Below are 24736 nucleotides of genomic sequence, written 5' to 3'. Positions count from 1 at the left end.
GGGCCCCTCACGGCTATCGGGATGGGCGCTTGGAATAAAACCTGACTGGTTGCTCTTGCGGAGATATCGGCGACTGCGCATTCAGAAAACTGACGGGCTCGTCCTGCCATTCTCTGTCAAGCGCTTCCGTATCAATGGCTGTACTGTTTTTTTCGGAGGTTGCCGTGCGTAGATCGTTTGACGGATAGGGCTCTCCGGCCAAGGGAAGCAGCGCGGCCACCGCGGCGGCATATCCACTACCGCGTTGCGCAAGGTGCGCGGCAATGGTGCGGTTGATGTCAGCAACCTCACCGAGCAGGCGGCGTGCGCGATCCACCGGCTCGTGCGCGGCAAATTCCAGGAGCACGGGCAGGTAATCGGGCAGTTCCCTGGCGTCCAGAAACAGACCGCTTTTCTCATACATAGCCAACAGGTCTATCATTGCTTGTCCGCGATCGCGCGATTCGCCATGCACATGCTCGAACAGATACAGTGAACCAGCCCGTCCTCGATCGAACGTGGCGACATAGGTTTCCTGCAAATCCAGCAAATCCGTGTTGTCCAGATAGTCGATCAGCGCGCACAGTGCGGACCGGCAAGGGGAGGGCAGCGCGGGATGGGTGGCGACTGTTTCCCGGATTTCGTGCAAAGCATCAAGCAGCGGTTGATCGGGGTAGTCAAGCAGGGCGCTGAGCATGCTCAGCAGGATGCCATGATCTTTCATTTATTCCCCCGCAGCTCGTATCGGGATAGTTTTGCGTTCCTTGCCTATTCCCTTGTGTCCGCCAAACAGGCTGGTTTCCGTGGTGCCGTCGGAACAGCCGTTGCCGAACGAGAAGCCGCAGGAAGCACGCAAGTCAAAAGCATCTTCCGCATATTCACGGTGGGTGGTGGGAATGACAAAGCGGTCTTCGTAATTGGCGATCGCCATGTAGCGGTACATATCCTCGATCTGCGCAATCGTCAGACCCACTTCATCGAGCAGCGCCGGGTCATCATGCTTGTCGACATGCCTGCCCCGCATGAAGGCACGCATTGCCAGCATGCGTTTGAGCGCAAGCCGTACCGGTGCTTCTTTTCCGGCGGTCAGCAGGTTGGCAAGATAGCGCAGAGGAATGCGTAGGGCATCAACATCAGGCAACAAGCCGTTGGTTGACAGCCTGCCGTCATTGGCGGCGGTGCTGATGGGCGAGAGGGGCGGCACGTACCATACCATGGGCAGCGTGCGGTACTCCGGATGCAGCGGAAAGGCGACTTTCCAGTCCATCGCCATCTTGTAGACGGGTGAGTGCCTGGCAGCTTCCAGCCAGTTCTCGGGCACGCCATCGCGCAGCGCTTGTTCACAGACCGCAGGATCGTGGGGATCCAGAAAAATGGCAAGCTGGGCTTCGTACAGGTCTTGAGGATTTTCAACAGAGGCCGCTTCTTCTATGCGGTCCGCATCGTACAGTAATACACCCAGATAGCGAATGCGCCCCACACAGGTTTCAGAGCACACCGTGGGCTGGCCCACTTCTATGCGTGGGTAGCAAAAAATACATTTTTCAGATTTGCCGCTTTGCCAGTTATAGTAGATTTTCTTGTAGGGACAGCCTGATACGCACATGCGCCAGCCGCGGCATTTGTCCTGGTCGATCAGTACGATGCCGTCTTCTTCGCGTTTGTAGATCGCGCCGGATGGACAGGACGCGACACATGCCGGGTTCAGGCAGTGCTCGCACAGGCGCGGCAAATACATCATGAACGTATTTTCGAATTCGCCGTAGATGTCTGTTTGCACCTGGTCGAAGTTATAGTCAGCCTTGCGCTTCTCGAACTCTCCGCCGAGTATTTCTTCCCAGTTTGGACCCCATTCGATTTTCTCCATGCGCTCGCCGGTGATCAGCGAGCGTGGCCGAGCCACGGGACCCACCTTCACTTCGGGTGCATCGTGCAGATGCGCATAGTCGAAAGTAAAAGGTTCATAATAATCGTCGATTTCGGGCAGGTCGGGATTGCCGAATATTCGGGACAGCACTCTCCATTTGTTGCCCGCCGCCAGTTCTATTCTGCCGTTGGCCTTGCGCCGCCAGCCGCCATGCCATCGCTTCTGGTTTTCCCAGTCTTGCGGGTAGCCCACCCCTGGTTTTGTTTCCACATTGTTGAACCAGGCATACTCCACGCCTTCCCGCGAGGTCCAGACGTTCTTGCAGGTCACTGAGCACGTATGGCACCCAATGCACTTGTCCAGATTCATGACCATGCCGATCTGTGCGCGGATCTTCATTTTTCGTCTCCCTGTTCTTTCTCGGCCATGGCCAGCGTGGGCGCGCCGTGCGCCAGTGTATGCGCATGCCTGGCCGCTGCGCTGTCCGACAGTACAGACGCGGGAGTGGACTCATCCTTCCAGTCTATGGTCTTCATTTTTCGCACGATCACGAACTCGTCCCGGTTTGAGCCGACCGTGCCGTAGTAATTGAAGCCATAGGCCAACTGGGCATAGCCGCCGATCATGTGGGTAGGTTTGGGAATGATGCGGGTAACGGAGTTGTGAATACCGCGCACGCCCGTGACCTCGGATCCAGGCGTGTTGATGATTTTCTCCTGAGCGTGGTACATGAGCACAGCCCCCTTGGGGATGCGCTGGCTGACAACAGCTCGAGCAGTGAGCGCGCCGTTGACATTGAACGCCTCAATCCAGTCGTTGTCGACGACGCCAATTTTCTGCGCATCGATTTCGGACATCCAGACAATAGGCCCACCACGCGACAGCGTCAGCATCAACAGGTTATCGGTGTAGGTGCTGTGTATGCCCCATTTTTGATGTGGCGTCAGGAAATTCAGTGCAATCTCGGGGTTGCCATTCGATCGCGTGCCTTCCATGCCCAGCGTACTGCGCGTATCCAGAGGCGGTTTGTAGACGCAGAGCGATTCGCCGAAATCGCGCATCCAGCGATGATCCTGATAGAGTTGCTGTCGACCGGAAAGCGTGCGCCATGGAATGTACTCATGCACATTCACATAGCCTGCGTTATAGGAAACGTGCTCGGACTCGATACCGCTCCAGGTGGGTGAAGTAATGATTTTGCGCGGCTGAGCCTGTATATCGCGAAAGCGAATTTTTTCGTCTTCGCGGCTGCGGGCCAGGTGAGTATGATCCAGCCCGGTCACTTTGGACACGGCCTGCCAGGCCTTGACGGCGACCGCGCCGTTGGTCTCGGGAGCGAGGGACAGCACCACTTCCGCTGCATCGATGCCAGAATAAATCTGCGGCCGGCCTTTTGATATGCCTTCTTCCTGCACGACATGATTCAGGCCGCGCAGCAATTCGATTTCTTCGCCCGTTTTCCAGCTTATGCCTTTGCTGCCATTGCCCAGCTTGTCCAGCAAGGGCCCTACGGATGTGAACTTCTTGTAGGTGTTCGGGTAGTCGCGTACGACAGTCACGACATTGGCCATGGTCTTGCCGGGCACGGGTTCGCATTCGCCGCAACCCCAATCCGCAATATTGCCTGTCTGCGCTATTTCATCCGCACTGTCGTGCTGAAGCGGAAAGAGCACCACATCGCGCTCCTCGCCAAGATGGCCTTGCGTTAGTTCGGAAAAACGCTTTGCAATGCCTTTGTAGATATCCCAGTCGCTTTTTGACTGCCATGCTGGATCGACGGCGGTGGACAAGGGATGAATGAACGGATGCATGTCGGAAGTGTTCATGTCATCTTTTTCGTACCAGGTGGCGGTCGGCAGCACGATGTCCGAGTACAGGCAGGTGGTAGACATGCGGAAATCCAGTGTCACAACCAGATCGAGTTTGCCTTGGGGGGCAGGATCGCGCCACACCACCTCCTGTGGCTGTATGCCCCCGCTGGTACCCAGATCCTTGCCTTGTACGCCATGCTCCGCGCCGAGCAAGTGTTTGAGAAAATATTCATGGCCTTTGCCGGAAGAGCCCAGCAGGTTGGAGCGCCAGACAAACAGATTGCGCGGAAAGTTTTCCGGTGCGTCGGGATCGGTACAGGCCATCCTGATGGCGCCGCTCTTGAGTCCGTTGGCGACATAGGCGGCGGCATCCTCGGTTGCTGATGCCTTGCCGATGTCCAGCGGATTGGTACAGAAGTGCGGCGCAGTCGGCAGCCATCCCATGCGTTCGGCCTTCACGTTATAGTCGATCGGGTTTTCAGGGAAGGCCTGTTTGTCGGCCAGGGGCGACAACAGCGTGGATACCTTCATGGTTTCGTAGCGCCACTGATCGGTGTGGGCATAGAAAAACGATGTGCCATTCATGAATCGCGGAGGGCGATGCCAGTCTGTGGCAAAAGCGAGGGGCAGCCATCCTGTTTGCGGGCGCAGTTTCTCCTGCCCAACGTAATGAGACCAGCCGCCACCCGATTTGCCTACGCAGCCGCACATGACCAGCAGGTTGATGGCCGAGCGATAGCTCATGTCCATATTGAACCAATGGTTCAGGCCGGCACCGATGATAATCATCGACTTGCCTTCCGTCTTGTGCGCATTTTCCGCGAACTCGCGCGCGACGGCGATGACGTCCTGCCGTTTTACGCCGGTGATCTTTTCCTGCCAGGCGGGGGTATAGGGGAGATCATCGTCAAAGCTGGCGGCAACGTTCTCGCCGCCCAATCCTTGGTCCACACCATAGTTGGCAATAAACAAGTCATAGACCGTGGCGACAAGCACTTCGCCGTTGCGCGTGGCCATCCTTTTCACGCCTATCCGGCGTGGCAACACACTATCGTGGCCGGTATGGGTGAAGTGGGTGGTTTCGGTGTTGCCGAAGTAAGGAAAGGCAACCTCGATGACTTCGTCATGAGTGTGTGTCAGCGACAGCTGCGGGCGAATTGGGTTGCCTTGTGCGTCTTCTTGTTTGATATTCCACTTGCCCGCGTCGCCGCCTTCTTTCTGGCCCCAGCGAAAGCCGATCGATCCCACGGGCGCGACAGGCTCGCCGCTGATTTCGTCCAGTACGACCGTTTTCCAGGCTGCGTTGTTCTGCTGCCCCAGCGCATCCTCGAACTCATCGGCCCGCAGCATCCGTTCGGGCACGTAGTGGTCTCCTTGCCTGACGATGCGTACCAGCATGGGCATATCGGTGTAGCGCCTGCAGTAATCGGCGAAGTAATCGCTTTTGCCGGCGACATGAAACTCTTTGAGAATCACGTGTCCCATGGCCAGGCCCAATGCCGCATCGGTTCCCTGCTTGGGATGCATCCAGAGGTCGCCGAACTTGGCGCCTTCGGCGTAGTCCGGGAAGATGGATACGACCTTGGTGCCGCGATAGCGCACTTCTGTCATGAAATGCGCATCGGGTGTACGCGTCTGCGGGACGTTGGAGCCCCACATGATAATGAAGGTTGAGTTGTACCAGTCTGCGGATTCTGGGACATCGGTCTGTTCCCCCCAGGTCTGTGGGGAGGAGGGCGGAAGATCGCAATACCAGTCGTAAAAGCTGAGGCTGACCCCGCCAATCAGCGAAAGATAACGGCTGCCTGCGGCATATGAGATCATCGACATGGCCGGAATGGGCGAAAAGCCGACGATGCGATCCGGCCCGTGGCGCTTGATGGTATGTACGTTGGATGCGGCGATGATTTCGTTGACTTCGTCCCAGGTGGACCGGACGAAACCGCCTAGACCTCGACGTCGGGTATACGATGACCGCGACTCGGCGTCGTCGACGATCGCGGCCCAGGCGTCGACCGGTGACAGTGTTGTCCGCCTGTCGCGCCATAGTTTGAGCAGGGCGCTACGAACGAGCGGATATTTGAGTCTGTTGGCACTGTAAAGATACCAGGAATAGGAAGCCCCGCGCGAACAGCCCCGGGGTTCGTGATTGGGCATGTCGGGGCGTGTGCGCGGGTAATCTGTTTGCTGCGTTTCCCAGGTGACGATGCCGCCTTTGACATAAATCTTCCAGGAACAGGAGCCCGTACAGTTTACGCCGTGCGTGGAACGCACGATCTTGTCGTGCTGCCATCGTTGCCGGTAGGCCTCTTCCCACTTGCGGTCTTCTTTGAGGGTTACGCCGTGGCCGTCTGAGAATTCGGGCCGCGCCGTGGAAAAATACTTGAGCCGGTCGATGAAATGACTCATGGTGCGGCCTTTTTATGACAGGTTTGTACGGGGGCCGCGTTCGGCGGACAACACTTGAAAACCATAGCTCCTCCGGTGCCGCAAACAGGATATGCCAGGACTTGCTTCAGCCTGCGCACTGACTGGCGCTACATCCAATGATGTGCAGATCCAGCAACGTAGCGTGTAGCCATGATAGGACCACTCATATCAACTATCAATACTTTGAGTCGACCGTTATTTGAGAAATATCAATATTGCTGGGACTATCCGGATGGAGCTGCCTCGGGCCAGCTTGCACATCGTGCGGAATCGGCGATAATACTTTTAACCCACTCACAAGGCGGGTATTTCTGGCCCAAAAGGCCGGGCATAGACAAGTAGCAAAGAAAATTCCACAAGACATTTTCAAGAAGCAGACATGAGACAAACATCCCCACTGAGGCTTCACGTTCCGGAGCCCACAGGTCGGCCAGGCCACGCTACCGACTTTTCTTATCTGAGGCTCGCTCCCGCCGGCAAAGCGCGAAAGCCAGCGCTGGACGCCACCGCTTCCGATACCGCCGATCTCGCCTACTCTCTCGTCCGTGTGCTGGATGATGAAGGGAACGCCGTTGGCCCCTGGGCGGAGCCAGCCGTCGACACAGAGCTGTTGCGCAAGGGGCTGATAGCCATGATCAAGACCCGCATCTATGATGCGCGCATGTTGATCGCGCAGCGGCAAAAGAAGATGTCCTTCTATATGCAAAGCTTGGGCGAAGAAGCCATCGGCACGGCGCAGGTGCTGGCTTTGCAAAAGGGTGACATGTGCTTTCCGTCCTACCGCCAGCAGAACCTGCTGATTGCGCAGGACGTGCCCTTGGTGGACATGATGTGCCAGCTGTTTTCCAATGAGCGGGATAGACTTAAAGGGCGCCAGTTGCCAGTGATGTATTCCATGCGCGAGCATGGGTTTTTCTCGATTTCCGGTAATCTGGCCACGCAGTTTGTCCAGGCGGTAGGCTGGGCGATGGCTTCTGCCATCAAAGGGGATACCAAGATCGCATCGGCCTGGATAGGCGATGGCGCGACTGCCGCAGCCGATTTCCAGACGGCGCTGACTTTTGCGCACGTCTATCAGGCACCCGTCATTCTCAATGTTATTAATAATCAGTGGGCAATTTCCAGCTTCCAGGCTATAGCCGGCGGTGAAGCCACCACGTTCGCGGCGCGCGGCACTGGTACGGGCATTGTGTCGCTGCGCGTGGATGGCAACGACTTTCTTGCAGTCTATGCGGTGTCACAGTGGGCAGCAGAGCGGGCACGCAGCAATCTGGGCCCTACGTTGATCGAATGGGTCAGTTACCGGGCTGGCCCGCATTCCACGTCAGACGATCCATCCAAGTATCGGCCTGCCAATGATTGGTCGCGCTTTCCGCTAGGCGATCCCATCGAACGTCTCAAGCAGCATTTGATGCGAGTGGGGGCCTGGACAGAAGAAGAGCACATCCACATACAAAAGCAGATCGAAGCCGAAGTCATCGCCGCACAGAAACAGGCAGAAGCTTTTGGAACACTTGCCAATGGGCAATCGTCCAGTGTCGCCACCATGTTCGAGGATGTCTACAAAGAGATGCCCTGGCATCTGCGCCGGCAGCGCCAGCAGGCGGGGATATGAACATGAGCAGACATACTTCTTCCAGTTCACGCCCCATGACCATGATCCAGGCCTTGCGCTCGGCCATGGACGTCATGCTGGAGCGTGACAGCAATGTGGTTGTTTTTGGCCAGGACGTCGGCTATTTTGGCGGCGTTTTCCGGTGCACGGAAGGCTTGCAAGCCAAGTATGGCCGCGAGCGCGTGTTTGACGCGCCTATTTCCGAAGGCGGGATTGTGGGCGCGGCGGTCGGCATGGGGGCTTATGGTTTGCGCCCGGTAGTCGAAATCCAATTTGCGGATTACTTCTATCCGGCTACCGACCAGATTGTGTCAGAGGCGGCTCGCCTTCGCTACCGCACTGCGGGCGAGTTCATCGCGCCGCTCACCATACGCATGCCCTGCGGGGGCGGCATTTACGGCGGCCAGACCCATAGTCAGAGTCCGGAGGCTTTATTTACGCACGTTACCGGCCTGCGTACGGTTATGCCTTCCAATCCTTATGACGCCAAGGGTTTGTTGATCTCCGCCATTGAATCCGATGATCCTGTGATCTTCCTGGAACCCAAGCGTCTGTACAACGGGCCTTTCGACGGACATCATGATCAGCCTGTCGTGCCTTGGTCCAAGCATCCGCTGGGCAATGTGCCGGATGGCTATTATTCGATTCCCCTGGAGTCGGCCTCGGTTTTTCGGCCAGGCACTGACCTGACCGTCCTCACCTACGGAACCATGGTCTATGTCGCCGAAGTCGCCGCCCGCGAAACCGGTGTCAACGCAGAAATCATCGATCTGCGCAGCCTGTGGCCACTGGACCTGGATACGATCGTGACGTCTGTACGCAAGACAGGACGCTGCGTCGTGTTGCATGAGGCAACACAGACCAGCGGCTTTGGCGCGGAGCTCACTACCCTGATACAGGAGCATTGCTTTTATCACCTCGAAGCACCGGTCGAGCGTGTGGCGGGATGGGATACACCGTATCCGCATGCGCACGAGTGGGCTTACTTCCCCAGCCCCCAACGCGTGGGCGATGCTTATCGCCGGGTCATGGATGGATCCCCAGGGCAGCCTGACAGCGGCTTTGTCGTCAATCACAGCAGGGGAGGCTGACCATGGGTACGCATATCATCAAGATGCCGGATATTGGCGAAGGCATTGCTGAGGTCGAGCTTGTCGAATGGCATGTGCAACCTGGCGACACCGTGACTGAAGACCAGGTATTGGCCGATGTCATGACGGACAAGGCCACCGTTCAGGTGCCGTCGCCGGTTGATGGCAAGGTGCTTGCGCTGGGCGGCGACGTCGGCGAGGTCATGTCGGTGGGCGCAGAGCTTATTCGCCTGGAAGTCGAGGGCGAGGGCAACGAGCACCTGTTCCGGCAGCGCAAGGGCCATGCCGAGAGGGCAGGCGGCGCGATTGAATCGCAACCGACGCCATCTGATTGGATGGGCGCGACAGACAAGGACGGTGCTGCCGAGACAGTGCCGACCGCGGGGAGCGATCGCGACGACACTGAGCAAGGCAACGCAGGACCACAACCCTCGGCCCCCAGCGACAGTGCTGATGCGGCCACGGCAAAGGTTGCGCCTACGCAGCAGCCTGTTGCCGCTGCGCCTGCTCCAGCTGCGCCTGCTCCAGCTGCGCAAACGGCGCAGAGTGTTGGCGGCGGCATTGCGCGCCCACACGGCGAAAAACCGCTGGCTTCGCCGGCTGTGCGCAAGCGTGCCTGGGAAATGGGCATTGAATTGCAATACATCCCGGGCACAGGGCCTGCCGGCCAGGTTACGCATGCCGACCTGGACCGCCATCTGGAGCGCGCCACGGGAACGGGCATTGGCAATACAAGGATGTCCGTATATGGGCGGCGTGAAGATGAGCAGCAAGTAAAAGTGGTTGGCCTGCGGCGCAAGATCGCCGAGAAAATGCAGGAATCCAAACGCCGCATTCCTCATTTTACGTATGTTGAGGAAGTGGATGTGACGGAGCTGGAGAAACTGCGCGCCCGCATTAACGCGACATGGGGGGGGCAGCGCGGCAAGCTGACCATGCTGCCGTTCCTGGCGCGGGCAATGGTTATCGCATTGCGTGAGTTTCCGCAGATCAATGCGCGCTACGAAGACGACGAAGGGGTCGTCACCCGGTATGGCGCTGTCCACCTTGGTTTTGCGGCGCAGACGGATGCCGGCTTGATGGTGCCTGTCATCAGGCACGCCGAAGCCATGGACGTGTGGGCCTGCGGCGCAGAAATTGCACGGCTGGCAGAGGCTGTGCGCACGGGCCGCGCCACACGTGATGAACTTTCCGGATCCACGATCACATTGAGCAGTCTGGGTGCACTGGGCGGCGTCGTGTCCACCCCCGTGATCAACTACCCGGAGGTTGCCATTGTGGGTGTGAACCGTATCGTTGAACGGCCTGTGATCCTTGAGGGCGCAGTGGTTGCGCGCAAAATGATGAATCTATCGTCATCGTTTGACCATCGCGTGGTAGACGGCATGGATGCTGCACAGTTCATACAGCGGATACGAGGCTGCCTGGAATGCCCGGCGATGTTGTTTGTGGAGTAGAGCGGATATGCAATCAACCACTTTATTGATTATCGGCGGCGGCCCTGGCGGGTATGTGGCCGCAATTCGTGCCGGGCAGTTGGGCATCCCCACTGTACTGGTCGAGGCGGACAATGTGGGCGGAACATGCCTGAACATAGGCTGCATTCCCTCCAAGGCCATGATTCATGCGGCCGAACAGTTTCATGCCATGTCAGCCCAAGGCGGTGCGTCCGAGCTGGGTATAAGCATGGCTGGCCAGGCCAGTATTGATATCGGTCAGACCGTCGCGTGGAAGGACAGCATCGTCAAGCGCCTGACGGGCGGCGTGGGCGCGCTGCTGAAAAAAAATCATGTGAAGGTGATCAAGGGCTGGGCCCGGATTATCGATGGCAAAAATGTGGAGGTGTTTCAGCCTGGAGATGGTCCAATACCAGGCATCTCGCCGGATGAGCCGGAAGGGCAGCCAGCGACACAGGCAATACCCGGGGATGACGCGGCCGAAAACCCGGGAAAGCCCCTCAGCAAACCGGTGCGCATCCATTGCGAGCATCTGCTGCTGGCGACCGGGTCGGTGCCGGTGGCGTTGCCGTTCATGCCTTTTGGCGGCAAGGTGATTTCGTCCAGCGAGGCGCTGTCCCCCAGCTCACTTCCCGCTCATCTGGCTGTGGTGGGCGGCGGCTACATCGGCCTGGAGCTGGGGATGGCCTATCGCAAGCTGGGTGTGGCGGTGAGCGTCATTGAATCCCAGGCGCGCATTTTGCCCGCCTATGACGCCGAGCTTGCCAAGCCTGTCGCCGATGCTCTCATTAAGCTGGGCGTTGATCTGCATTTGTCCTGCACCGTGAAGGGCCTGGACGAGAATGGCGAGGCGCTCTTGCTGGAGGACGAAGGTGGGGTCGAGAAAAAACTGAAGACTGATCTGGTGCTGGTCGCAGTCGGGCGCAGGCCGCGTACCGAGGGCTTCGGTCTGGAAACGCTGGGGCTGGACCGCAATGGACATGCCCTCAGGATCGACGACCAGTGCCGCACCTCGATGAGAAATGTCTGGGCAATTGGCGACCTGACGGGCGAACCTATGCTGGCGCATCGTGCGATGGCGCAGGGCGAGATGGTGGCCGAGGTGATCGCAGGCAAACGCCGTCATTTCATGCCGGCGTCCATACCCGCCGTGTGCTTTACGGATCCGGAAGTGGTCATCGCCGGTCTGGACCCAGAAACAGCAAAAAAACAGGGGCAGGACTGCATCACCGCAATGTTCCCGTTTGCGGCGAACGGGCGCGCCCTGACGCTGGGGTCGAGTGCTGGGTTTGTGCGCGTTGTCGCACGGCGTGACAACCATTTGATTGTCGGCTGGCAAGCGGTGGGGCGCGGTGTTTCAGAGTTGGCCGCCGGGTTCTCACAGTCGCTCGAAATGGGCGCGCGATTGGAGGATGTGGCAGGCACTATTCATGCGCATCCCTCCCTGGGTGAAGCGGTGCAGGAGGCGGCGCTCAGGGCGTTGGGTCACGCGCTGCACATCTAGCACAGCATGGCGCGTCATTTGCCCTTGCGGGATCCCGTCCCGCAAGGCCGTACAATCGACAATATGCCGGTGTCCGGCGACCCAAATGCGAGTCTCTTATGCCTGAAGCCTCTACGTCGACTACTGCCTGCGCGCCCCGTCTCGATTACGTGATGTGCGCCAGCCCTGCTGGAACACACCGCATGGCCTATTGGGAGTGGGGCGATCCGAACAACGACAGGGTGCTGCTGTGTGTACACGGTCTGACCCGCACAGGCAGGGATTTTGACTTGCTGGCGCAACGGATGGCAGGGGACTACCGGGTTGTCTGCCCGGACATCGTTGGCCGCGGCAAGTCCGATTGGCTCATTAATCCCGCGACGTATGCGGTGCCACAGTATGTTGCCGATATACTCACTCTGATTGCCCGCTTGCGGCCTGCCAGCCTGGATTGGGTTGGGACGTCGATGGGCGGGTTGATCGGCATGGGGATGGCGGGTACATTGGCGATGTCATCAAGTGTCCGGCCTGCGCGCGGCGACGCGGGTTTGCCCACTGACTTGCGCCTGCCCATCGGGAAATTCGTACTGAATGATATTGGCCCGGCGCTCGATTTCAATGGCCTGGCCCGCATCAGCGAGTACGTGGGCGAACCCATGTCTTTTGATCGGTTCGACCAGGCGGTAGACTATGTGCATAGCGTGTCGCAGGGCTTTGGCGAACACGATCAGGCGGGTTGGCAGGCATTGACTCGTCACGTTTTCGTGCAACAGGGCGATAAATGGGTAAAGCACTATGATCTGCGGATCGCCCAGGCGATGGCTGCGCAGTCCAAAGCCATGTTGATGGCTTCAGAAGCCTTGCTTTGGCAGGCATACGAGAGTATCAATAATCCTATCCTGATCGTGCGCGGCGAATTGTCCGACCTGCTTTCGGCCGAGACTGCGGAACAGATGGTGCGCCGAAATGCTGGGGCCAGCCTGCATACAGTGGCTGGCGTGGGTCATGCGCCAACGTTGCGCGACCCGATCGAGATCGATCCTGTGGCCCGGTTTCTATTGTCGGCGTAGCGTCCGGGCGTAAGTCCGGTAAACTAGCAAAAATTAAAAAATAACGAAATAAATCAAAATACAGCTAAATAAACTACAAGAGAGCATTATTGAAGGTTGATCTGCACTGTCATTCCCTGATGTCCGACGGCGTTCTCACGCCGGCGCAAGTGGCTGCGCGCGCCCATGATAACGGGGTGGGGCTCTGGGCACTGACCGATCACGACGAGCTTGCCGGCCTGAAAGAGGCTCGGGAGACCGCCCGGGCGCTGGGCATGCAATATGTTACCGGTGTGGAAATCTCCGTCACCTGGGCCGGACATACAGTGCATATTGTTGGGCTCAATCTCAACGAGCACGATAAAGCCCTTAATGCCGGGCTCGCTGATATACGCGGAGGCAGGGCAATACGCGCCCGCAAAATGGCCGACAGGCTGGCCAGCCTGGGCATTCCTGACAGCTACGAAGGTGCGCTGCCCTTCGCGGGCAATCCCGATCTGATCAGTCGCACGCATTTCGCCCGTTTTCTGGTTGAACAGGGTTATTGCAAGACCATGCAGGATGTGTTCAACAAGTATCTGGCAGATGGCAAACCCGGCTACGTGCCTGTGCACTGGTCTACGCTGGAACAGGCAGTGGGGTGGATTACCGGGGCAGGTGGCCGTGCCGTGATCGCGCATCCTGGCCGATATCTGTATACGCCCATGCAGTTCGATGCGCTCTTCGAGCAGTTCAAGGACCTGGGTGGCGAGGGCATAGAGGTTGTCACAGGCAGCCATACTCCGGATCAATATAGCGAGTACGCGCGCGTTGCCAAGCGTTTTGGCTTCTTGGCGTCGGCCGGATCCGACTTTCACAGCCCAAAAGAGGGTAAGCTGGACTTAGGCGGCATTCCGCCGTTGCCTGCGGGACTGACTCCCGTCTGGCACGACTGGCTCTGAACCTGTCGCCTGCCCCGCGTCCGGTGCATTTTATTGATAGTGGTACGACATGAACAAGGCATTTGTCAAAGAATCCGACAATGACGACGAAGACGACCTCGGTCCCGAGGCCGTTGCGTTGCCAGAGGGCACCCGTAACTACATCACCAAGGCGGGTTATGAGCGTCTTCGTGCCGAGCTTGCCCATCTGATGAATGTCGAGCGGCCTTCCGTCGTGCAGGTCGTATCGTGGGCTGCTTCGAATGGCGATCGTTCAGAGAATGGCGATTATCTCTACGGCAAGAAGCGGCTTCGCGAAATCGACCGACGCATGCGCTTTCTGACCAAAAGGCTGGAGATTGCCGAGGTGGTGGATCCGGCCCTGCAGCCCAACCGCGACCAAGTCTTCTTCGGGGCCACGGTCGTGTATTGTGACAAGGCGGGCGAGGAGTTCCGCGTGACCATTGTCGGCGTCGACGAAGCCGAGCCGCTGCAGGGCCGCATAAGCTGGATTTCTCCCGTGGCCAGGGCGTTGCTCAAGGCGCGTGAGGGCGATACGATTGCGCTGCGCACGCCCGCCGGGCTGGATGAACTGGACGTTATTGAAGTCATTTATCCGGATGCTTAGGCGGGCTTGCGGGCCATAAGCCGCCAAACAGGTAAAATGACGCGTTCATTCCCTTCATTTGCCTGCGTTGTATCGTGAACTCCATCCAGCATTTTCCAGGTTCCTCGGTCCTATCCTCTTTTCGCCGCGAGCGTCTGCTCCAGCGTTTTTCTCAATTGGGCCTGCCCGTCGGCGATATCGACGCGCGTTATGAGCATTTTGTGTGGCTGGATGCTGCGCTTGGCCAGGATGGCCAGCAGCGTCTGGAGCAGTTGCTGCGTTACGGCGCCTTGCCTGACCAGGCACCCAAAGAAGGCCGCACCACGATCGTGCTGCGCGTGATTCCGCGCCTGGGCACGGTTTCTCCGTGGGCTAGCAAGGCGACCGACATCGCCCACAACTGTGGCCTGAACGCCGTCAGGCGTATTGAGCGCGGTATACGGTATCTGATAACACCTTCGCGGGGTCTGTTGGGCGCCAAGTCGCTGGATGAAAGTCAACTCGCGGGGATCGCCGCCTGCCTGCACGATCGGATGACCGAAACTGTGGTGGACGAGTCGTTCGACGGCAGTGAGCTGTTTGCGTCGTTGCCCGGCAAGCCCATCCAGACGATTGACGTCATCGGCCAGGGGCAGCCTGCGCTGGAACGCGCCAATCGGGAGCTCGGGCTGGCCTTGTCCATCGACGAAATCGAATATCTCGACGCATCGTTTCGTCAGTTGGGCCGCAACCCGACGGATGTCGAACTCATGATGTTCGCGCAGGCCAATAGCGAGCATTGCCGCCACAAGATTTTCAATGCACGCTGGGTGATCGATGGTCAGGAACAGCCCAATACGCTGTTCGGCATGATACGCGCCACGCACGCCGCGCAGCCAGAGGGCACCGTGGTGGCCTATTCCGACAATGCCGCCATCATGCGCGGCGGCCAGGCCACGTTGTTTCACGCAGGCCAGACAGCCAGCGAGCCTGTATATCGCCATCATCCGGCCACCGTTCACACGCTGATGAAGGTCGAAACCCATAATCACCCCACGGCCATCGCTCCCTTTCCGGGCGCGGCCACGGGCGCGGGAGGGGAAATTCGCGATGAAGGCGCGACAGGCAGGGGCTCCAAACCCAAAGCAGGCCTGACAGGGTTCACGGTATCCAACCTGGCGTTCAAGGATGCGGTCGAGCCGTGGGAAGCCAATCCTTATGGCATGCCCGACCGCATCGCCAGTCCCCTGGACATCATGATCGAAGGGCCCATCGGCGGCGCGGCCTTCAACAATGAGTTTGGGCGTCCCAATTTGCTGGGCTATTTTCGTACGTTCGAACAGACTTCGGCAGGCGTGCACTGGGGCTATCACAAACCCATCATGATTGCGGGCGGCCTGGGTTCCATTGATGCCCGGCTCACGCACAAGGATCCCATTCCTCCTGGCGCCTTGCTGATCCAGTTGGGCGGCCCCGGCATGCGCATCGGCATGGGGGGAGGCGCCGCGTCCAGCATGAGCGCGGGCACCAACAGCGCCGAGCTTGACTTTGATTCGGTGCAGCGGGGCAATCCCGAAATCGAGCGCCGGGCACAAGAGGTCATAGACCGTTGCTGGCAGCAGGGTGAGCGCAATCCCGTCCTGGCCATACATGATGTCGGTGCTGGCGGTTTGTCCAACGCTTTTCCTGAACTGGTCAACGATGCCGGCCGGGGCGCCATTTTCGAGCTGCAGCAGGTTCACGTCGAGGAGTCCGGCCTGTCTGCCGCAGAGATCTGGAGCAACGAGTCCCAGGAACGCTATGTCCTTGCGGTTCAGCCAGAAGACTTGCCACGCTTTGATCAGATTGCGCGTCGCGAGCGTTGTCCCTATGCAGTCGTGGGGATTGCCACGGAAGAGCGCCAGCTGCGTGTCACCTTTGGTGAGGGATTGCCCGAGTCCGCGACCCAGACCAAGGCCGGCGAGCTCCCTCGGCCAGTGGATGTTCCGGTAGGCGTCATTCTTGGCAAACCGCCCCGCATGGTGCGCGATGTTACCCGTGCTGAATACTTGCACGATGGCATCGACGTGGTGGGTATTGATCTGAGCGAAGCCATAGACCGCGTCTTGCGTCATCCCACGGTCGCGAGCAAGAATTTTCTCATCACCATTGGCGATCGCACAGTCGGCGGATTGAGCAGCCGTGACCAGATGGTCGGACCTTGGCAGGTTCCCGTTGCCGATTGCGCCGTGACACTGGCAGATTATGAGGGCGTGCGTGGCGAGGCCATGGCCATGGGCGAGCGTACGCCGCTCGCGGTGATTAACGCGCCGGCTTCCGGCCGCATGGCCGTTGCCGAAGCGCTGACCAATCTGGCGGCCGCCGATGTGCAATCGCTCAAGGACATCAAGTTATCGGCGAACTGGATGGCCGCCTGCGGTGCGTCTGGTCAGGATGCCGCTTTGTATGACACTGTGGCGGCCGTCAGCGACTGGTGCCAGGCACTGGACCTCTCCATACCTGTAGGCAAGGACTCTCTGTCCATGCGAACCAGTTGGCAGCAGGATGGCGCCGCGCGTGAAGTGCTGGCACCGGTCTCGCTAATTGTCACGGCCTTTGCGCCGGTCGGCGATGTCCGCAAAACGCTCACGCCGCAACTGCGCACAGATGCGGGCGCTACCTCGCTCATCCTGATCGATCTCGGTTTTGGACGGCATCGTCTGGGCGGCTCGGTGCTTGCGCAGGCGTTTGGTCAAGTCGGGGAAGAAGCGCCTGACATGCACGATGCGGCTGCCCTCAAGGCTTTCTTCCAGGTTGTGCGTCAGTTGGCCGCGCAAGGGCACCTTCTGGCCTACCACGATCGTTCCGATGGCGGTCTGCTGGCGACCATCTGCGAGATGGCGTTCGCGGGGCATGTTGGCGTGTCCATCAACGTGGACATGCTGACCATTGATCCCAATACTGCTGACTGGGGCGACTACAAGATACGGCCGGAGCAGGTCGCCGTGCAACGCGACGAAGCCACCGTCAAGGCCTTGTTTGCCGAGGAGGCCGGCGCCGTCATTCAGGTGCCCCAGGGCCAGCGCGACGCGGTGTTGCAGGCGTTTCGAGAGGCCGGACTGTCGGCGCACGCACACGTGCTTGGCAGCCTTAATGCGCTGGACGAAGTCCAGATCTATCGCGACGGCAAATGCATCTACCAGAAAGCACGCGCCGACCTTGGCCAGCAGTGGGCTGAAGTCACGCGACGCATCATGGCCTTGCGCGATAACCCGGCCTGCGCGCAGGCCGAGTTCGAATTGTGGCGCGACAAGAACGACCCTGGTCTCACACCCCGTGTAGCCTTCGACCCCCAAGAAGACCTTGCTGCGCCTTTTATTTCGACCGGCGTTCGCCCGCGTATCGCAGTGTTGCGCGAACAGGGCTGCAACAGTCAGGTCGAGATGGCCTGGGCCTTCGACAAAGCAGGTTTTGAATCTGTCGATGTTCACATGACTGACTTGCTGGCAGGCCGTGTCAGCGTTCAGGATATGCAGGGTTTTGTGGCGGTGGGCGGGTTCAGCTATGGCGACGTGCTGGGGGCTGGCGAGGGCTGGGCGCGTACGATCCGCTTCAACCAGCAACTGGCAGATCAGTTTGCTGCTTTCTTCGCGCGACCCGATGTGTTCGCGCTGGGCGTCTGCAATGGCTGCCAGATGATGGCGGCCTTGTCGGGGATGATACCGGGGGCGGAGCACTGGCCGCGTTTCACCCGCAACCTGTCAGAAAAATACGAGGCCAGGCTTTCGCTGGTAGAGATACCCGAGTCGCCATCGCTCTTCATGCAGGGCATGGCCGGCACCCATGTGCCGGTAGCGGTGGCGCATGGCGAAGGCTACGCCAACTTCGCAACGCAGGGCAACCCGGCCCAGGTGGCAGGCGCGCTGTACTATCTTGATCATCACGGCGCGCGCACCGAACGCTATCCCCACAATCCTAATGGCAGCCCGGGCGGTTTGGCGGGCGTCACAACGGCAGATGGTCGTTTCACGGTCATGATGCCGCATCCAGAGCGCGTCACACGCAACGTGATGCTGTCTTGGGCGCCGGAGCGCTGGGGCCCCCTGGACAGCGGTGGTTTGGATAGTCCGCATGGTGGATACAGCCCATGGCTGCGCATGTTCCGCAATGCGCGGGTCTGGCTGGGTTAGTGCGTGACAGTGTTCCCTGATAGACGGGCGTTCGATAATTTTGCGTGCATGGCTAGGTATATACCCTCGGTTGGCGTATAATCTTGCTTTGCACGGAGCCTGTCTTTATGCGTCTCATCAAAAAAGCGCTCACCTTCGACGATGTGTTGCTGGTGCCGGCGTACTCAAATGTCCTCCCTCGCGACACTTCTCTCAGCACCCGCTTTACGCGCGACATCACGCTGAATATTCCGCTGGTATCGGCGGCCATGGATACGGTCACCGAATCACGCCTCGCGATCGCCATGGCACAGGAAGGCGGGATCGGCATCATCCATAAAAACCTCAGCGCCGATGAACAGGCGCGCGAAGTTGCCCGCGTCAAGCGCCATGAGTTCGGCATCGTCATCGACCCCGTCACGGTCACCCCCACCATGAAAGTGCGCGACGCCATTGCGTTGCAACGCCAGCATGGTTTTTCGGGCTTGCCGGTGGTAGAAGGCGGCAAGCTGGTCGGCATTGTCACCAATCGCGACCTGCGTTTCGAAGACAGGCTCGATCTTCCGCTGCGCGACATCATGACGCCGCAGGAACGCCTGGTCACAATGAAAGAGGGCGCCACGCTGGACGAAGCCCAGGCCCTGATGCACAAGCATCGCCTTGAGCGCGTACTCATCGTCAATGACCATTTCCAACTGCGTGGCTTGGCCACCGTCAAGGATATCGTCAAGAATACCGAACACCCCAGCGCCAGCAAAGACAGCCATGGCCAGCTTCGTGTCGGCGCTGCAGTCGGTGTGGGCGATGGCACTGAAGATCGAGTCGAAAAGCTCGCCAACGCGGGCGTCGATGTCATCGTCGTCGATACCGCCCATGGCCATTCCGCAGGGGTCATCGAACGCGTGCGCTGGGTCAAGAAGAACTACCCCAACATCCAGGTCATTGGGGGCAACATCGCTACGGCAGCCGCGGCCAAGGCGCTGGTCGAGGCGGGTGCGGATTGCGTCAAGGTAGGCATTGGTCCAGGCTCCATCTGCACAACGCGTATCGTGGCTGGTGTCGGTGTGCCGCAGATCACCGCCATCGCCGATGTTGCCAAGGCGCTGGCAGGGTCTGGTGTTCCATTGATTGCCGACGGCGGTATCCGATACTCGGGCGACGTGGCCAAGGCATTGGCGGCGGGCGCCTCCACCTGCATGATGGGCGGCATGTTTGCCGGCACCGAAGAATCCCCCGGTGAAGTTGTCCTGTTTCAGGGGCGGTCCTACAAGTCTTATCGCGGCATGGGCAGCCTCGGGGCCATGGCCGAGGGTTCGGCCGATCGCTATTTCCAGGATCCGGCCAATAACGTCGACAAGCTCGTGCCAGAAGGCATCGAAGGGCGTGTGCCATACAAGGGCAGTGTCATTGCCATCATCTATCAATTGATCGGTGGCATACGTGCGTCCATGGGCTATTGCGGCTGCGCTACCATCGAAGACATGCGCAACAAGGCTGAATTCGTCGAAATCACTTCGGCAGGCGTGCGTGAATCCCATGTTCACGACGTTCAGATCACAAAAGAAGCACCCAACTACCGGGCAGACTGATCTGGCCCCATCCTTGTCATACTGAACCGGCTGGAGCATCAGACTGATGCCCAGCCACTGCCAGTTCAAGCAAAAGATCCCCCAGCTTACGCGGAGCCGTAACCATTGCGCAATGGCTGCTGACCAGCGGTTCAATGCGCCAATTATCTTGTTCTCGCGCCCAGTTCGCGCTTGCGGCAACCGCCGGAAATACTGGGTTGACGCATTGCACATAACAACAGGGTAAGCCGTTGCCCAGGGGATGCTGCAATGCCAGCGCGCTGGTATAGCTCTTGTAAGGCTGCGGCATTAATCGGCCTTGCACAAAGGCAACATCATCGTCGTCTGTGATACCCAGGCTCTGCGGGCGGGGTGGCGCCAGGGCTGGCACCGCGCCGCCTGTGCGCTCCATGCCTTGTCGAAGCTTTTCCTGGTTGTCGGGCGAGAGGGTGTCCATGGTTGACACACCGCTTTCCAGAATAAATGCATCCAGATAAATCAGCTGGCGGATTCGGTCGGCAGCAACATCCGCAACACCGCTGATTACCACCCCTCCAAAGCTGTGACCCACCAGAATGACATCGTTCAGATCTTCCCAGACAAGTACGTTGACGACATCATGTATGAAAGTCTGTAGATCAATGTCTGGCGTCAATAGATGGCTGCGCTCGCCCAGTCCGGTGAGGGTGGGGGTATACACCTTATGCCCAGACTGGCGCAGCTGTTCGGCAACGCGCGACCAGCACCAGCCCCCATTCCATGCGCCATGCACGAGCACAAACGTTGCGGCGGTGGTGTCTGGTTGGCGTTCGATGCCGTGTGTGGAGGTCATACCTGGCTCCTGTCGATGGGTGACGATGCGCCGTTAAGTGCGGGAAAGGGACGCAGCAGCAGGGCGCAGCTTAACAGCAGAATAGCGCAGCCCAGTACCAGGGCGCCCTCCAGACTTGTGCCCAGGTAATCGTGCATCAGACTGAATACAACGGGGCCTGCAAGCTGCCCGGTAGCAAAGGCAGCGGTCACGGCGGCAATGAGCTGGCGCGCATTAGCGCCGCCCTGGATTTGCGCTTCTTGCATACCCATCATGGTTACGACCATGAACGTACCACCGACACACAGCGCCGCAATCACAATGGCTGTGACACTGGACCACAAGGCCGGAATCAACACGCCCAACGCCATGACGAGTTGCGTGATAACCCACATCGCACGGCGTGAGTAGTTACGACGGATGCGGCTCATTATCAGTGTGGAGGCCGCTGCCGCCAAACCAAACAAAGGCCAGGCCAACCCAAAAATAGAGGGGTCGCTGACCAACAGGCGAGCCTGGGCTGGGAGAAACGTTGCGGGCAGGATATAGCCGAATCCGAAACAGCCGTAGCAGAAAATAAGCCGGGCGTGTCGGATCATGCTTTGTTTTTCAGAAGTAGAGGTAGTGCTGTTGGCGACAGCGTGATCACTTGCTGGGGGAGCGGCATGGAAGGAGGCCTTAGCCAAAAGCCAACGCGTGCAAACAAGACCGAGAAGCGCAACGGCTGCCATCACCAACCATGCTGTGGCCGACAAAACATGAGCGAGACTGAGCCCCATGCAGAGCAGGCCGGCCAGCGCAATGCCAAAACCCACGCCGGTAAACATCAGCCCTGCTTTATGCGGTTGTCCCAGCGCAGCAAGGCGCGACAGGCAGAGCGTTGACACGGCGACCAGACCAATGGCGCTGGCCACGCCCGCAATGAATCTCCAGACCGCCCAGAGAGGCCAATAATGGCCCAGCGCCATCAGTCCTGTCGTAATGACGACCAGCCAAAGCCCTACCCGCAATTGCGTTCTGGTTTCCCACGGAATTGCGCCAGCCACCAATGCGCCAGCAAGATAGCCGAAGTAGTTGGCACTGGCCAGCCAACCTGCCTGAGCGATCTGCAGGTCAGCGTCTTGCTGCATCATGGGTAGAAGGGGCGTGAAAGCAAATCGGCCTATGCCCATGCAAACTGCCAGTGCGATAAAGCCGGCCAGGGCGAGAGCGGTTGTTGAGGATTGCGTTTGTTGATGCATTGTTGGTTTTGCCGTGTACAGGATGGAGGACGCTGAGCAGTGCATATTGAGGCATCGCACCATTTCCGCCTGAGAGATACTGTAACGTCAGTCGCCCTGGCGCGCCAGCGTAATCCCGCCCGATACGGTACATTAACGCCTTGATTTCCCTTTTTTCTGTTCATCATGCACCAGCGCATTCTTATCCTCGATTACGGCTCCCAGGTCACACAGCTTATTGCCCGTCGCGTTCGCGATGCGGGCGTTTATTGCGAAATTCACCCCGGGGACATTGACAACGCGTTTTTCGAGTCCCAACGCGAGGGGCTCAAAGGCATTATTCTGTCGGGGAGCCATGCTTCGGCCTACGCCGAAGCGTCGTTGAAGGTGCCTTCTGCGGTGTTCGAGTTAGGCATCCCTGTGCTAGGCATTTGCTACGGCATGCAGTCGATGGCGTCGCAACTGGGCGGCAAGGTAGAGTGGTCCGATCATCGCGAATTCGGCTACGCCGAAGTCCGCGCGCACGGCCATACGCGTCTGCTCGAAGGCCTGCAGGATTTCTCCACAGACGAAGGCCACGGCATGCTTAAAGTCTGGATGAGCCATGGCGACAAGGTTACGGCGCTGCCACCAGGCTTCAAGCTGATGGCGTCCACCGCGCCATGCCCCATTGCGGGCATGGCAGACGAAGCGCGCGGTTTTTATGCCCTGCAGTTTCACCCCGAAGTCACGCACACCGCCCAGGGCGAAGCCATTCTTGCGCGTTTCGTCACCGAAATATGTGGATGCACACGCGACTGGAACATGCCTGATTATGTTGACGAAGCCGTGGCCGCCATACGTGCCCAGGTCGGTAGCGACGAAGTCATCCTTGGGCTGTCGGGGGGTGTCGATTCCTCGGTTGCCGCAGCGCTCATCCACAAGGCCATTGGAGACCAGCTTACCTGCGTGTTCGTCGATCATGGTCTGTTGCGCCTGAACGAAGCCAAGCAAGTCATGGCCACCTTTGCCGACCACTTCGGCATCAAGGTCATCCATGTAGACGCCACAGATGCCTTCATGAGCAAGCTTGCCGGTGTGTCTGATCCAGAAGCCAAACGTAAAGTTATCGGTCGAGAGTTCGTTGAGGTGTTCCAGTCTGAAGCCGCCAAACTGTCCAACGCTCGTTGGCTTGCTCAAGGCACAATCTATCCGGATGTGATTGAATCGGCCGGCGCCAAGACAGGGAAAGCCGTCGCGATCAAATCGCACCACAATGTAGGCGGGCTCCCAGACACGCTGAACCTCAAGCTGCTCGAGCCCTTGCGAGAACTCTTCAAAGACGAAGTACGCAAGCTGGGCATCGCGCTAGGCTTGCCGCCGGCCATGGTTTATCGCCATCCCTTTCCCGGGCCTGGCCTGGGCGTGCGCATCTTGGGCGAAGTCAAGAAAGAATACGCCGACTTGCTGCGCCGCGCCGATGCCATTTTCATTGAAGAGCTTCGCAATACGGTCGACAGCGCCAGTGGCAAGAACTGGTACGACCTTACTTCTCAGGCTTTTGCTGTCTTCCTGCCGGTGAAGTCCGTGGGTGTCATGGGCGACGGCCGCACTTACGACTATGTGGTGGCCTTGCGCGCAGTGCAGACCACGGATTTCATGACAGCAGACTGGGCAGAACTGCCCTATGCACTGCTCAAGAAGGTGTCTTCACGCATTATCAATGAAGTGCGGGGAATCAATCGAGTGACTTACGATGTGTCGAGCAAGCCGCCTGCTACGATTGAGTGGGAGTGAGGGTGTTTCTTAACTAATTGATTTAATTAAATAAAATAAATGCCATTGATGGTGCTTTTTGCATTATCAATGGCATTTTTCATGGTATGTAGAAAGCAATATCATGACAATATGTTCCGATACCATGTCTGGGCGAGGAGTACGGGCATGGCATCTAGATTTCTTACCCGAGCGCACGTCTAACCCAACAACAGAAGGAAGTGTTGGATTGAGAAGACCGACAGTTCATCAGCCTGAAGCATCAGCAGATTTTTCTGATGTGGCCTTTCCGGCACCATCCCTGATGGGATGAAATGTAAGGTTGAATACCTTTTCCCCGGTTCCCTGAACCGAACATTCCGCCTCGCGTAGAGCTGATACGGGCTGATTGTGTTGGAATACATGGAGAAAATGCTGAGCAACCGCGAATGCAGATCGAGGTGTTACTTTTGTTCCAGGCATATTGATGTTGATTTCATTCTCTCGGTCGAACACTTCCTCTGGTTCTCGGAATTTGAATTTTATCTCGAACACGATTTTGGCTCCCGTGCGCATTGCGTCTTCAAAGTGGCGTTTCTTTAATTCCGGAGCGAATATTGGCTCTGCTGCCTTCATGGAAATTTTTGTGGCGATGCTTAATGCGAGAAGGGCTAGCGATTCAGCCTTGCCTTGCTCGTGGGGCTTCCAAGCGTCCTTCCGTTTGATGTTCCCATGAAAGTAGAAGCCTCGTTTCTCAACGGTATGCATCCGGTGAACACACATTGAGTCGACTGCCTGAATAAGAGAGGATAAGCATCCGCTTATTTATCGTGGACACGATATGGTCATAAACTCTCTTCCCCCGCGTCCGGTGCGGCGCACTTACAGCCCGCAGTTCAAGGCAGAGCTGGTCGCCCAATGTCTGGAGGGTAATGTCGCGTTGGCTTCGCTGGCCATCGATCATGGC

At 58.5% G+C, this 24736-nt stretch carries 16 protein-coding genes; 10 read left to right on the top strand and 6 right to left on the bottom strand.

What is annotated here, in order from left to right; genetic code table 11:
* Positions 1-13: 13 nt before the first annotated feature.
* The 3 genes from narJ to ERE07_RS11245 are packed head-to-tail and all read right to left on the bottom strand — an operon-like array spanning position 14 to position 6066.
* Positions 14-703, bottom strand: a complete 690-nt coding sequence (gene narJ, locus ERE07_RS11255; RefSeq protein ID WP_130008934.1) for a nitrate reductase molybdenum cofactor assembly chaperone — start codon at positions 701-703, stop codon at positions 14-16.
* Positions 704-2245, bottom strand: a complete 1542-nt coding sequence (narH, locus tag ERE07_RS11250; RefSeq protein WP_130008933.1) for a nitrate reductase subunit beta — start codon at positions 2243-2245, stop codon at positions 704-706.
* Complete coding sequence (locus ERE07_RS11245; RefSeq protein ID WP_130008932.1) at positions 2242-6066, bottom strand: nitrate reductase subunit alpha; 3825 nt, start codon at positions 6064-6066, stop codon at positions 2242-2244. Before ERE07_RS11245 ends, narH begins: the two co-directional genes overlap by 4 nt.
* A 400-nt stretch (positions 6067-6466) precedes the next feature.
* Between ERE07_RS11245 and ERE07_RS11240 the strand changes: the two genes are divergently transcribed.
* The 9 genes from ERE07_RS11240 to guaB all read left to right on the top strand — a co-directional run bounded on the left by ERE07_RS11240 (position 6467) and on the right by guaB (position 20025).
* Entirely contained in the window at positions 6467-7702 is a 1236-nt protein-coding gene (locus tag ERE07_RS11240) for a 3-methyl-2-oxobutanoate dehydrogenase (2-methylpropanoyl-transferring) subunit alpha (RefSeq protein ID WP_130008931.1), read from the top strand.
* Between the two features lie 2 nt (positions 7703-7704).
* Entirely contained in the window at positions 7705-8793 is a 1089-nt protein-coding gene (locus tag ERE07_RS11235) for an alpha-ketoacid dehydrogenase subunit beta (protein ID WP_130008930.1), read from the top strand.
* Positions 8794-8795: 2 nt separating this feature from the next.
* On the top strand, positions 8796-10250 hold the full coding sequence (locus ERE07_RS11230; RefSeq protein WP_130008929.1) for a dihydrolipoamide acetyltransferase family protein: 1455 nt from the start codon (positions 8796-8798) through the stop codon (positions 10248-10250).
* 7 nt (positions 10251-10257) lie between these two features.
* A complete protein-coding gene (locus ERE07_RS11225; RefSeq protein WP_130008928.1) occupies positions 10258-11754 on the top strand; it encodes an FAD-dependent oxidoreductase in 1497 nt (498 codons plus the stop codon).
* A gap of 98 nt (positions 11755-11852) precedes the next feature.
* Positions 11853-12803, top strand: a complete 951-nt coding sequence (locus ERE07_RS11220) for an alpha/beta fold hydrolase (protein ID WP_245153655.1) — start codon at positions 11853-11855, stop codon at positions 12801-12803.
* 89 nt (positions 12804-12892) lie between these two features.
* On the top strand, positions 12893-13723 hold the full coding sequence (locus ERE07_RS11215; RefSeq protein ID WP_280634372.1) for a 3',5'-nucleoside bisphosphate phosphatase: 831 nt from the start codon (positions 12893-12895) through the stop codon (positions 13721-13723).
* A 49-nt stretch (positions 13724-13772) separates the two neighbouring features.
* Positions 13773-14330, top strand: a complete 558-nt coding sequence (greB, locus tag ERE07_RS11210) for a transcription elongation factor GreB (RefSeq protein WP_130008927.1) — start codon at positions 13773-13775, stop codon at positions 14328-14330.
* 74 nt (positions 14331-14404) lie between these two features.
* Positions 14405-18457: a phosphoribosylformylglycinamidine synthase gene (gene purL, locus ERE07_RS11205; protein ID WP_130008926.1), complete on the top strand. Its 4053-nt coding sequence runs from the start codon at positions 14405-14407 to the stop codon at positions 18455-18457.
* Between the two features lie 107 nt (positions 18458-18564).
* Complete coding sequence (gene guaB / locus ERE07_RS11200; protein ID WP_130008925.1) at positions 18565-20025, top strand: IMP dehydrogenase; 1461 nt, start codon at positions 18565-18567, stop codon at positions 20023-20025.
* Between the two features lie 16 nt (positions 20026-20041).
* On the opposite strand, the gene ERE07_RS11195 is transcribed toward guaB, so the two are convergent.
* A complete protein-coding gene (locus tag ERE07_RS11195; RefSeq protein WP_130008924.1) occupies positions 20042-20836 on the bottom strand; it encodes an alpha/beta fold hydrolase in 795 nt (264 codons plus the stop codon).
* Positions 20833-22056: a YbfB/YjiJ family MFS transporter gene (locus tag ERE07_RS11190; RefSeq protein ID WP_167670848.1), complete on the bottom strand. Its 1224-nt coding sequence runs from the start codon at positions 22054-22056 to the stop codon at positions 20833-20835. The genes ERE07_RS11195 and ERE07_RS11190 overlap by 4 nt, the downstream gene beginning before the upstream one ends.
* A 165-nt stretch (positions 22057-22221) precedes the next feature.
* Here ERE07_RS11190 and guaA point away from each other — a divergent pair, with 165 nt between their 5' ends.
* Positions 22222-23811 (top strand): glutamine-hydrolyzing GMP synthase, encoded by a 1590-nt coding sequence (gene guaA, locus ERE07_RS11185; RefSeq protein ID WP_130008922.1) that lies wholly within the window; start codon positions 22222-22224, stop codon positions 23809-23811.
* 228 nt (positions 23812-24039) lie between these two features.
* On the opposite strand, the gene ERE07_RS11180 is transcribed toward guaA, so the two are convergent.
* The gene (locus ERE07_RS11180; protein WP_130008921.1) at positions 24040-24537 is read right to left on the bottom strand and encodes a hypothetical protein; all 498 of its coding nucleotides are present in this window, start codon (positions 24535-24537) and stop codon (positions 24040-24042) included.
* Between the last annotated feature and the right edge of the window lie 199 nt (positions 24538-24736).

Origin of the sequence: Allopusillimonas ginsengisoli, assembly GCF_004153455.1 — a bacterium.
GTDB classification, from domain to species: domain Bacteria; phylum Pseudomonadota; class Gammaproteobacteria; order Burkholderiales; family Burkholderiaceae_B; genus Allopusillimonas; species Allopusillimonas ginsengisoli.
Note: the sequence above shows the minus strand (reverse complement) of the source record. Positions and strands in the feature narration are given on the sequence as shown.

What these genes read in the sequence shown, in the direction of transcription:
- guaB (WP_130008925.1), top strand. Translation starts at nt 18,565, where the DNA reads ATGCGTCTCATCAAAAAAGCGCTCACCTTCGACGATGTGTTGCTGGTG.
- ERE07_RS11235 (WP_130008930.1), top strand. Translation starts at nt 7,705, where the DNA reads ATGAGCAGACATACTTCTTCCAGTTCACGCCCCATGACCATGATCCAG.
- guaA (WP_130008922.1), top strand. Translation starts at nt 22,222, where the DNA reads ATGCACCAGCGCATTCTTATCCTCGATTACGGCTCCCAGGTCACACAG.
- ERE07_RS11195 (WP_130008924.1), bottom strand. Translation starts at nt 20,836, where the DNA reads ATGACCTCCACACACGGCATCGAACGCCAACCAGACACCACCGCCGCA.
- greB (WP_130008927.1), top strand. Translation starts at nt 13,773, where the DNA reads ATGAACAAGGCATTTGTCAAAGAATCCGACAATGACGACGAAGACGAC.
- narH (WP_130008933.1), bottom strand. Translation starts at nt 2,245, where the DNA reads ATGAAGATCCGCGCACAGATCGGCATGGTCATGAATCTGGACAAGTGC.
- ERE07_RS11225 (WP_130008928.1), top strand. Translation starts at nt 10,258, where the DNA reads ATGCAATCAACCACTTTATTGATTATCGGCGGCGGCCCTGGCGGGTAT.
- ERE07_RS11220 (WP_245153655.1), top strand. Translation starts at nt 11,853, where the DNA reads ATGCCTGAAGCCTCTACGTCGACTACTGCCTGCGCGCCCCGTCTCGAT.
- narJ (WP_130008934.1), bottom strand. Translation starts at nt 703, where the DNA reads ATGAAAGATCATGGCATCCTGCTGAGCATGCTCAGCGCCCTGCTTGAC.
- ERE07_RS11230 (WP_130008929.1), top strand. Translation starts at nt 8,796, where the DNA reads ATGGGTACGCATATCATCAAGATGCCGGATATTGGCGAAGGCATTGCT.
- ERE07_RS11180 (WP_130008921.1), bottom strand. Translation starts at nt 24,537, where the DNA reads ATGCATACCGTTGAGAAACGAGGCTTCTACTTTCATGGGAACATCAAA.
- ERE07_RS11190 (WP_167670848.1), bottom strand. Translation starts at nt 22,056, where the DNA reads ATGCATCAACAAACGCAATCCTCAACAACCGCTCTCGCCCTGGCCGGC.
- ERE07_RS11240 (WP_130008931.1), top strand. Translation starts at nt 6,467, where the DNA reads ATGAGACAAACATCCCCACTGAGGCTTCACGTTCCGGAGCCCACAGGT.
- ERE07_RS11245 (WP_130008932.1), bottom strand. Translation starts at nt 6,066, where the DNA reads ATGAGTCATTTCATCGACCGGCTCAAGTATTTTTCCACGGCGCGGCCC.